The sequence below is a fragment of the Neoroseomonas soli genome, from assembly GCF_018129065.1.
GTDB classification, from domain to species: Bacteria; Pseudomonadota; Alphaproteobacteria; order Acetobacterales; family Acetobacteraceae; genus Neoroseomonas; species Neoroseomonas soli.
Genome location: NZ_JAAEDM010000124.1, coordinates 1 through 9,690, shown reverse-complemented (window position 1 = coordinate 9,690; position 9,690 = coordinate 1). Strand labels below are relative to the sequence as shown.

The following is a 9,690-nucleotide window of genomic DNA, read 5'->3' as shown; positions in this document are numbered from 1 at the left end:
CGCGCGCCGAGGCCATGGCCGCCGCGCTGGAGGACGCCGCCGGCGTGCCGCCCCTGCCGCCGCTCGTCGCCGCCGCGCGCGACGTCTTGCGCCCGGCCGAGAGCCCGCGTGCCGAACTCGCCCGCGCGCTGGCCGACCCGCTGCCGGCACGGCTGGAGGATGGCGGCCTCATCGCCGCCGGCTATGACGGCGAACTCGATGCCCTTCGCACCCTGCGCGATGGCGCGCGGGAGGCGATCGCCGCCCTGCAGATGGACCTCGCACAGGCCTGGGGCGTCGCCAGCCTGAAGATCCGCCACCACCAGCAATTCGGCTTCCTCGCCGAGGTCCCGTCCAATGCGGGCGAGCGCCTGCTGCGCGAGGCGCCGAAGGAAGGTCCGCAGGCCCCGGTCCACCGCCAGACCATGGCGAATGCCATGCGCTTCACCTGCGCCGCGCTGGCGGACCTCGACCGCCGCGTGGCCGAGGCGGGGGAGCAGGCCGCGAAGCGCGAACGGTTGGTGGCGCAGCACCTGCGCCGGCTCTGCCTCGCCGCCGCGCCGGGGATCGCTGCTGCCGCCGCCGCCATGGCGGAACTCGATGTCCACGCCGCCGGCGCGGAACTCGCCGCGGACGGCCGCTGGTGCCGCCCCGCGATCGCCGACCGCGCGGACTTCGCCGTGGCCGCCGGCCGCCACCCGGTGGTGGAAGCCGCCCTCGCCCGCGCCCGCGGCCCGGCCTTCGTGCCGAATGACTGCGACCTCTCGCCGGGGCAGCGGCTCTGCCTGCTCACCGGGCCGAACATGGCGGGCAAGTCCACCTTCCTGCGGCAGAACGCGCTGCTGGTGATCCTCGCCCAGGCGGGGCTTTTCGTGCCGGCGGAAGCCGCGCGGCTGGGGCTGGTGGACCGGCTCTTTTCCCGCGTCGGCGCGGCGGACGACATCGCCGGCGGGCGGTCCACCTTCATGGTCGAGATGGCCGAGACCGCCGCCATCCTGAACCAGGCGACCTCACGATCGCTCGTGGTGCTGGACGAGGTCGGGCGCGGCACCGCGACCTGGGACGGGCTCGCCATCGCCTGGGCGGTGCTGGAGGCGCTGCACGACCGCATCCGCTGCCGCACCATCTTCGCCACCCATTTCCACGAGCTGACGGCGCTCGCCGGCAAGCTGCCGGAACTCACGCCCGCGCACATGCAGGTGCGCGAATGGCGGGGCGAGGTGGTGTTCGAGCACCGCGTCGGCCCTGGCGCGGCGGAACGTTCCTGGGGCGTGCACGTCGCGCGGCTCGCCGGCGTGCCGCGCCCGGTGCTGGCGCGCGCGGGGGAGGTGCTGAAGTCGCTCGAGGCCCGCGCGCGCGGCCTCGATCCGCTGTCGGACGAGCTTCCGCTCTTCGCCCGGGCGTCGGCGGCCCCGGCGCCCGCCGCGCACCCCGCCCTCGTCGCGCTTGCGGAACTTGATGCCGATGCCCTCTCCCCGCGAGAGGCGCTGGACCTCGTCTACCGCCTCAAATCGTTGATGGACCCTGTCCCGGACGCCGCGGAATAGGTAGTCTGCATCACGATGACATCCCTGGAGGCTGCCGGACTGACCGCCGGACCCGCTAAAGGCTCGGCGTCGAGACCGACCCCCGTCGCGGGCGAACCGCCGGTCGCGCTCGCGACCATTATCGCGGACCTGGTCCCCGACGGCCGCCCCGTGCCGCGGGATCATGCGGTCGCCACGCTTCGCCGCCATCTCGGCCGCATCCAGAACCGGGTGCAGCAGGCCTTCGAGGCGCACGACCTCTCGGGTCTCGCCGCCGCGCGCTGGCTCGCCGCGCTGACCGATACGGTGATGGTCGGCATCCACGCCTATACCGAGGCGGTGCTGCCGCCAGGCGAGGGCGAGAAGCCCTGGGCGCTGGTCGCCACCGGCGGCTACGGCCGCGGCGTCCTCGCGCCCTTCTCCGACATCGACCTGCTGTTCCTGACCGACGCGGCCATGGGCCCGCGGGCGAAGCAGTCGGTCGAGTTCATGCTCTACCTGCTGTGGGACCTAGGGCTGAAGGTGGGGCACGCGACGCGGTCCCGCGCCGACTGCATCGTGGACGCCAGGGGCGATGCGACGGTGCTGACCGCGCTGCTCGACGCCCGCCACATCGCCGGCGAGGATGCCGTCTTCCAGCGCTTCGCCGAGGCCTTCCGCAAGGCCCGCGCGGAATGGGGCCTGAAGCCCTTCCTCGCGGCCAAGCGCGCCGAGCGGACCCAACGCCATTCGCGCTACGGCGAAAGCCCCTACCTGGTCGAACCGCACGTCAAGGAAGGCCGCGGCGGCCTGCGGGACCTGCAGACGCTCTATTGGCTGGCGCGCTACGCCTTCAACGTGCAGCGCATGCCCGAGCTGGTGGGGTCCGAGAGCCCCGGCGGCGGCCTGCTGCTGCCCGAGGAAGCGCGCGCCATCCGCCGCGCCTGGAACTTCTTCTGGACCGTCCGCTTCCACCTGCACCTCGTCACCGGCCGCGCCGAGGAGCGCCTGACCTTCGACCTCCAGCCCGTGGTGGGCGCCCGCATGGGCTACACCCGCCACGGCCTGCAGGACGGGGTGGAGCGCTTCATGAAGCACTTCTTCCTCACCGCCCGCGACGTGGCGCGCTTCACGCGCATCCTGGAGCCGGCGATCGAGCGCGCCTCGCTCGGGCCGCCCGCCGTGGTCCCGGCCTCCGACAAGGCGCTGACGGAAGCGGGCTTCGCGCTCGCCGACGGCAAGATCATCGCTGCCCCCGGCCATGACTTCACCATCGACCCGGTGCTGATGCTGCGGATCTTCCGCATGGCGCGCGACCGGGGGCTCGAGATCCATCCGCTCGCCTTCCGCGCCATCGTGCGCCACGCCCGCCACGTCGCCAGGCTGCGCGGGAACAAGGAGGCGAGCGCCGAGTTCCTCGACCTGCTTTCGGGCCGCGACCCCGGCACCTGGCTGCGCATGATCAACGAGGCGGGGCTGATCTCCCGCCTGCTGCCGGACTGGCAGCGCATCGTCGGGCTGATGCAGTTCGACACCTACCATGTCTTCACCGTGGACGAGCACACGATCGAGGCGGTGGGCGTGCTGGCCTCGATGGAGCGTGGCGGGCTCAACGAGATCGCGCCGGTCGCGAGCGAGCTCATCGGCCAGTTGCAGTCCCGCCGCGCGCTCTATGTCGCGGTGCTGCTGCACGACATCGCCAAGGGCCGCGGCGGCGAGCATTCGGAGATCGGCGCCGAACTGGCGCATGCCATCTGCCCCCTGCTCGGCCTGACGCCGGAGGAGACCGAGACGGTCTCCTGGCTCGTGCTGCATCACCTGCTGATCAGCCAGACCGCCTTCAAGCGCGACATCGAGGACCCCAAGACCATCCTCGACATCGCCGAGGTCGTGCAGTCCCCCGAACGGCTGCGCCTGCTGCTGGTGCTCACGGTCGCCGACATGCGCGCGGTCGGGCCCAAGGTGTGGAACGGCTGGAAGGCGACGCTGCTGCGCGAACTCTACTGGCGCGTCGCCGAGGTGCTGGCCGGCGGGCTCTCGGTGCCCGAGCGCGATGTCCGCGTGGCCCGCGCCAAGGAAGCCGCCGCGATGCTGCTGGCCGACCGGCCGAAGGCGGAGGTCGATGCCTTCCTCGCCCTCGGCTACCCCGGCTACTGGCTCTCCTTCGATCCCGAGACGCATGCGCGCCACGCCGCCATGATCCATGAGGCGCAGCAGGCCAATGCGCCGCTGACCGTGCGCAGCCGCGTGCTCGAAAGCCGCGCGGTGACGGAGGTGACGGTCTATTGCACCGATCACCCCGGCCTGTTCAGCAAGATCGCCGGTGCGCTGGCGGTGGCGGGTGCGACGATCGTCGATGCGCGCATCCACACCATGACCGACGGCATGGCGCTCGACACCTTCTGGGTGCAGGACGCGCAGGGCGGCGCCTTCGAGGCCCCGCACCGTCTCGCGCGGCTTTCGGTGCTGGTGGAACAGTCGCTCTCCGGCCGGCTGCGGATGCGCGAGGAGATCCGCAAGCTGAAGCGCGAGCCTGCCAGGCTGCGCGCAGTGACGGTGCCGCCGCGCGTGGTGATCGACAATCACGCGAGCAACACCCACACCGTCATCGAGGTGAACGGCCGCGACCGCCCCGGGCTGTTGCATGACGTGACGGCGGCGATCAGCGACCAGGGGCTGCAGATCGCCTCGGCGCACATCACCACCTACGGCGTGCGCGCGGTGGACGTGTTCTACGTGAAGGACGTGTTCGGGCTGAAGGTGGAGAACGAGCGCAAGCTCGCGACGCTGAGGCGTGCGCTGGAGACGGCGCTGGAGGTTACGGACGCGCCGGGCGGCGGCGGGGTGGCGACACGGGCGGTGGCAGGAACCGCGTGACGGCCAGGGGAGGGGAACCTCCCCGGCGACGGAAGCCCGCCGGCATTGCGATGCGACGCCAGCGGGATCGGAGCCGCGTCGACTCCGCGCCCGAGCGCATCGCACCCGGCGATGCACGGGGCTTCAGCCAAGCAGCCGGCCGATGACGCGCGCGGTATAGTCCACCACCGGGATGACCCGGCCGTAATTGATCCGCGTTGGGCCGATCACGCCGATGGCGCCGACGATCTTCTCGGCCCCGTTGCGGAACGGCGCGACCACCATCGACAGGCCGGCGCTGTCGAACAGTCCGCTCTCGGCGCCGATGAAGATCTGCACGCCCTCGCCCCGCTGCGCGAGGTCGAGCAGGCGCAGCATGGTCTCCTGCTGCTCCAGCCGTTCGAACAGGCGCTTGATCTCGCTGACCCGCGCCGCCTGGTCGATGGTTTCGAGCAGCCGCGCCTGGCCGCGAACGATCAGCGACCCGCCCTGCCCACCGGTCCAGGTGCCGAGGCCAGCCTCGATCACCTGCTGCGTCAGCGCATCGAGTGCGGTTTGGTTCGCGGAGATCTCCCCGGCGATGATGCCGCGCGCTTCCTCCAGCGACCGGCCGGCCAGTCGGGCATTCAGGTAGTTCGATGCGTGCTGCAGGGCGGAAGGCGGCAGCCCGGCCGGAACCTCGATGACGCGGTTCTCCACCTGGCCGTCGTCATGCACCAGCACCACCAGCGCGCGCCCCGGGCCGAGGGCGACGAATTCGATATGCCGCACCGCGCCTTCCGCGGTCGGCGCCACCACCAGCCCCGCCGCCCCGGCGAGGCCCGAGAGCATCTGCCCGGCCTCCCCCAGCGTTTCCTGCAAGGACCGGCCGGAGGCGGCACAGCGGGCGGAGATCGCGTCCCGCTCCTCCTCCCCCAGGGCGCCGAATTCCAGCAGCCCGTCCACGAAGAGCCGCAGCCCGCGTTCCGTCGGCAGCCTGCCGGCGGAGGTGTGGGGCGCGTAGAGCAGCCCGGCATCCTCGAGATCCGCCATCGCATTGCGGATGGTCGCGGGGGAAAGCCCGAGCGGCAGCCGGCGCGACAGCGTGCGCGATCCGACCGGCTCGCCGGTCTCGACATAGGTTTCCACCAGCTCGCGAAGGATCAGCGCGCTGCGGTTATCGAGGCCCGCCAGGGTCGCCCCGGCCGGGCCGGGAGGGAGTTTGGGCGTTGGTCCCATCTCTCGATGCTTCTCGGGCTGGTCAAAAGGTAGGGAGGGGCTTGACGCGGGTCAACGCCCCAGGGGCTGGACGCGGGCGGGCCGGCCCGCCATTTTCCGCCGCTTGCACCCCCGAGGAACCCTGCCCATGCGCCCTTCCGGCCGCGAATCCGGCGCGCTGCGCGCCGTCAGCCTGACCCCCGGCGCCGCCCGCCATGCCGAAGGATCCTGCCTGATCCGCATGGGCGTGACCGAGGTTCTCTGCACCGCCAGTGTCGAGGGCAAGGTTCCGCCCTTCCTGCGGGGCCAGGGCCAGGGCTGGGTGACGGCCGAATACGGCATGCTGCCGCGCGCCACCCACACCCGCGGCGACCGCGAGGCCGCCCGCGGCAAGCAGTCCGGCCGCACCCAGGAAATCCAGCGCCTGATCGGCCGTTCGCTCCGCGCCGTGACCGACATGAAGGCGATGGGCGAAATGACCGTCACCATCGATTGCGACGTGCTCACCGCCGACGGCGGCACGCGCTGCGCGTCCATCACCGGGGCCTGGGTGGCGCTGCACCTTGCCTTCGAGCATTGCCGGCGGATGAACATCCTCACCCGCAACCCGCTGCGGGACCAGGTCGCGGCGGTGTCCTGCGGCGTGTGGCAGGGCACGCCGGTGCTCGACCTCGACTATGCCGAGGACAGCAAGGCCGACGCCGACGCGAACTTCGTGCTGACCGGCGCCGGCGGCATCGTGGAGGTGCAGGGCACCGCCGAGGGCGCGCCCTTCACCGATGCGGAACTGCTGGCGCTGCTCGGCCTCGCGCGCAGCGGCACGGCGGAGCTCTTCGCCAGGCAGCGGGAGGCGGTCGGGCTGTGAGCCCGCACCGCCGGCTGCAGCGCGGCGAGCGCATCGTCATCGCCACCCACAACGCGGGCAAGCTGCGGGAAGTCTCCGCCCTCCTCGCCCCCCACGGCATCGAGACGGTCAGCGCCGGCGAGCTCGGCCTGCCGGAGCCGGAGGAGACGGAGGACTCCTTCCTCGGCAATGCGCGCATCAAAGCACTGGCCGCGGCGCGCGCCTCGGGACTGCCGGCGCTGGCGGATGATTCCGGCTTCTCCGTCGCCGCGCTGGCCGGAGCGCCGGGCGTCCGCACGGCGGACTGGGCAATGCAGCCTGATGGATCGCGCGACTACGGCGACGCCATGCGCAAGGTGATGGAGGTCGCGCAGGACTTCGAGGATCGCAGCGCCTGGTTTTCCTGCGCCCTCGTGCTCGCCTGGCCGGACGGGCACATCGAAGGCTTCGAGGGTCGCGCCATGGGCCACTGGGTCTGGCCGCCGCGCGGCACCCACGGCTTCGGATACGACCCGATGTTCGTGCCGGACGCCCGGGAGGAAACCTTCGGCGAGATGGACGCGGTGGAAAAGCACCGCATCAGCCACCGCGCGACGGCCTTCGTGTTGCTGTCGGCGGCCTGCCTGCCGGGGTAGGGCGCAGGCGGAGAGGGGCTTTGCCCCCCCTCCGGACCTCCCCCCACCAAGGGCCGAAAGGCCCTTGGAACCCATGAGTTTCATCGGGGATGCCGGGGACGGGAATCCTCGGCGAGCCCGCGCGCCGTGCCCTGGGCATTCCCGGTCGGGTTCCGGTGTCCAGAGGCCTTTCGGCCTCTGGCGGGTGGGGTCCGGGGAGGGCAGGGCCCTCCCCGCGCCGCCGCCTCTACCCCTTCGGCACCGGCGCCTTCATCCGTTCCCGTTCCGGCTGCCGCCGATGCTTCGGTGCGACCAGCGGCGGTTCGCTCGACGCCGGCGGGGGGCGTGCCTCCAGCCCGCGCCGCACCAGGCTGGCCCAGGCCTCCTCGGGCGTGTCCACCACCTCGAAGAGCGAGAGATCCTTTTCTTCGACCATTCCCTGTTCGACCAGCAGGCGGAAGTTCACCGCCTTCTCCCAGAAGTCACGGCCGAACAGCACGATGGGGCGAGGGGTCGCCTTGCTCGTCTGCACCAGGGTCAGCAGTTCGAACAACTCGTCGAAGGTGCCGAAGCCGCCCGGAAAGACCGCCAGCGCGTTGGCACGCATCGCCAGGTGCATCTTGCGCATGGCGAAGTAGTGGAAGCGGAAGGTCAGCGCGGGCGTGGACCAGGCATTGGGGTTCTGTTCCTGCGGCAGCGTGATGTTGAAGCCGATGGACGGCGCGCCGGCCTCGGAGGCGCCGCGGTTCGCCGCTTCCATGATGCCGGGCCCGCCCCCGGTGGCGATGACGTTGTCGCGCGGCGCGCCGGTCACGGCGAGCGCCCCGCCGCGCAGGGAGACGATGCGCGCGAAGGCACGCGCTTCCTCGTATACGCGGGACTGCTCGATCGCGCGCTTTGCCGCGCGCTTCTCCGCCGGCGTCTTCGCCGCCGCGGCCCGGGCCTCGGCGTCCTCCGGGCTTGGCACGCGGGCCGAGCCGAAGACGACGACCGTGGACCGGACGCCCCAGTCGCGCAGGGCGTATTCGGCCTTGGCGTATTCCATGCCGAAGCGGAAAGGGCGCATCTCGTCGCGCAACAGGAATTCCTGGTCCTCGACTGCCAATAGGAATGAGCGCGAACGCTTTTGCGCGCCGTTGTCGGGCATGCCGTTTTCCTTCCGACGGCGGGCCGAATTCATCTTGCTGCGCAGTCCGCCGAATCGGATCGTAGCGCGCAGGGGCAGAATGCTGAATCCGGACGAGGCAGGAAACACCATGATCCGTGTTGCGGGGGTGTCCGGGGGCGCGGTTCCGCCCGCCCTCCCCGGCGGCCATGCCTTTCGCCCGGTGGGGGAGATTCCTGCCACGCCACCGGGACCGTGTCCGGCGTATCCCTTGGCAGGTTCAATCTGGCGTTCGCTTGGCGCGCCCTCGGGGGATCGTCGACTCCCCGGGGCCGGTGTACTGGAAAATCTCCAAGGATGCGGAGTGAAACGGACATGAAGGACGGGACGCGCGCGAAGCTCGCGCAGGTTTCCACCGCCACGCTGACGACGGTTCTGTTCAAGCGAGGATTCCGCAACGTCTTCCTGGCGCTGTCCCCGCTGGCGCCCGAGGCGCCACGCCTGGTGGGGCCTGCCTATACGCTGCGCACCATCCCGGCACGCGAGGACCTCGACGGGCTCGATGTCTTCAAGGACCCGGCGCACCCGCAGCGCAGGGGCGTGGAGGAATGCCCGCCCGGCGCGGTCTTCGTCATCGACAGCCGTGGCGACGCGCGGGCGGCGAGCGCGGGCGGCATCCTGATCACGCGCCTGAAGGCGCGCGGCGTTGCCGGCGCGATCACCGACGGCGGCTTCCGCGACAGCCCGGAGATCGCGGCGATGGGCTGGCCGGCCTATCACGCGCGCCCCTCCGCGCCGACCAACCTGATCCACCACCACTGCGTGGACCTCAACGTGCCCGTCGCCTGCGCCGGCGTCGGCGTGCATCCCGGGGACATCATGGTCGGTGACGGGGAAGGCGTGGTCTGCATCCCCGCCCAGATCGCCGACGAGGTCGCCGAGGAGGCCTTCGAGCAGACGGTGTTCGAGGACTTCGTGCAGGAACGCGTCGCCGCCGGGCATACGATCCGCGGTCTCTACCCGATGACGGACCCGGCGAACCGGCCGATCTACGAGGCCTGGCGGAAGGCGATGGGGCGGTAGCCGCCCGTTCCGCGGGGCTCGGCATCACGGTTCCGTGCGGAAGCGCACGGAATGATTGCCGTGCGATGCGTGCGGGGACACTGTCCCCCGTGCATAAGCGGCGCCGGATGTTGGTATCCCGCGCCCGCTACCTTTGAGAAAAGGGATTAGGGCCTTGATCACGGTTCGCCTCTTCGCCTTCTCCACGCGGTCCCTGCTGCTCGCCGGTGCGCTTGCCGTCGCGGCGGCGCCGCTGCTCGCCTTCACCTTCTCGGCCCCTGCCGAAGCCCATGGCGGTGGCGGCGGTGGCGGCGGTGGTGGCGGCGGAGGAGGTGGCGGCGGCGGGGGTGGCGGTGCCGGTGGTGGTGGTGGCGCAGGCGGCGGTAGTGCCGGTGGCGGTGCCGGTGGTGGCCCAGGCGGTGGTGGCGGCAGCAGTGCCGGCAATGCCGGCGGCGGCCACGGCGCCGGTGGCGCGGCGGGGGTCGATGGTGGCCACGGGATCGGCGGCGGCCATGGCGTCGGCGCGTC

At 71.8% G+C, this 9,690-nt stretch carries 8 protein-coding genes; 6 read left to right on the top strand and 2 right to left on the bottom strand.

The genetic code is table 11. The features are described from left to right. Together mutS and GXW76_RS23765 are read left to right on the top strand one after the other, a co-directional pair. Positions 1-1,526: DNA mismatch repair protein MutS (gene mutS / locus GXW76_RS23770; RefSeq protein ID WP_211864630.1), on the top strand; the 1,526-nt coding region annotated here is incomplete at its 5' end. A gap of 15 nt (positions 1,527-1,541) precedes the next feature. Then, entirely contained in the window at positions 1,542-4,361 is a 2,820-nt protein-coding gene (locus tag GXW76_RS23765; protein WP_211864629.1) for a [protein-PII] uridylyltransferase, read from the top strand. A gap of 123 nt (positions 4,362-4,484) precedes the next feature. Here the strand turns inward: GXW76_RS23765 and hrcA are convergent, their stop codons facing one another. Next, complete coding sequence (hrcA, locus tag GXW76_RS23760) at positions 4,485-5,558, bottom strand: heat-inducible transcriptional repressor HrcA (RefSeq protein ID WP_211864628.1); 1,074 nt, start codon at positions 5,556-5,558, stop codon at positions 4,485-4,487. A gap of 127 nt (positions 5,559-5,685) precedes the next feature. Here hrcA and rph point away from each other — a divergent pair, with 127 nt between their 5' ends. Both rph and rdgB read left to right on the top strand, forming a co-directional pair. Further along, positions 5,686-6,402, top strand: coding sequence for a ribonuclease PH (gene rph, locus GXW76_RS23755; protein WP_211864627.1), 717 nt, complete (start codon positions 5,686-5,688; stop codon positions 6,400-6,402). Continuing rightward, positions 6,399-7,016 carry an RdgB/HAM1 family non-canonical purine NTP pyrophosphatase gene (gene rdgB, locus GXW76_RS23750; protein ID WP_211864626.1) on the top strand — a complete coding sequence of 206 codons (618 nt, stop codon included), beginning with the start codon at positions 6,399-6,401 and terminating at the stop codon, positions 7,014-7,016. Before rph ends, rdgB begins: the two co-directional genes overlap by 4 nt. Before the next feature lie 226 nt (positions 7,017-7,242). On the opposite strand, the gene GXW76_RS23745 is transcribed toward rdgB, so the two are convergent. Beyond that, a complete protein-coding gene (locus GXW76_RS23745) occupies positions 7,243-8,142 on the bottom strand; it encodes an LOG family protein (RefSeq protein WP_211864625.1) in 900 nt (299 codons plus the stop codon). A 333-nt stretch (positions 8,143-8,475) separates the two neighbouring features. On the opposite strand from GXW76_RS23745, the gene GXW76_RS23740 reads away from it, so the two are divergent. Further along, entirely contained in the window at positions 8,476-9,183 is a 708-nt protein-coding gene (locus GXW76_RS23740) for a ribonuclease activity regulator RraA (protein WP_246514665.1), read from the top strand. A 269-nt stretch (positions 9,184-9,452) separates the two neighbouring features. After that, positions 9,453-9,690: hypothetical protein (locus GXW76_RS23735; RefSeq protein WP_211864623.1), on the top strand; the 238-nt coding region annotated here is incomplete at its 3' end.